Origin of the sequence: Mycobacterium sp. UM_11, from assembly GCF_001414075.1 — a bacterium.
Taxonomy (GTDB): Bacteria; Actinomycetota; Actinomycetes; order Mycobacteriales; family Mycobacteriaceae; genus Mycobacterium.
In genome coordinates, this window is the sequence record NZ_LATC01000280.1 from 1 (window position 1) to 306 (window position 306).

The following is a 306-nucleotide window of genomic DNA, read 5'->3' on the forward strand; positions in this document are numbered from 1 at the left end:
CGCTGAGGGCGCCCAGGTCCAGGTGGCGTTGAGGCGCGAACCCGTGTCGGTGTCGATGGTGGCGGCGTTCAGCTCGACGCTGTGCGACAACGGCATCGGCGCGGTCGCGGCCGCAGCCGTGGCCGACAAACCGTCCTCACTGATCAGCCAGAGATCATGTGAAGCCTCGGGCACCGTGGCGTTGAGGCGTCCGAGGTAGTTGAAGCCGATGGTCGGGTCGGGTGTGGTCAGCTCGTTGGTGAGGTAGCGCAGCAGTCCGTAGGTCAGCGGGTGGGGCAGGGCGCGTAGTTGTTCCTTGGCGGCCTT

The 306-nt window shown here is 67.0% G+C and carries 1 protein-coding gene; it reads right to left on the reverse strand.

Features of this window, described 5'->3' with window-relative positions:
* On the reverse strand, positions 1 to 306 hold a 306-nt coding region (locus WU80_RS26250), incomplete at both ends, for a hypothetical protein (RefSeq protein WP_197281371.1).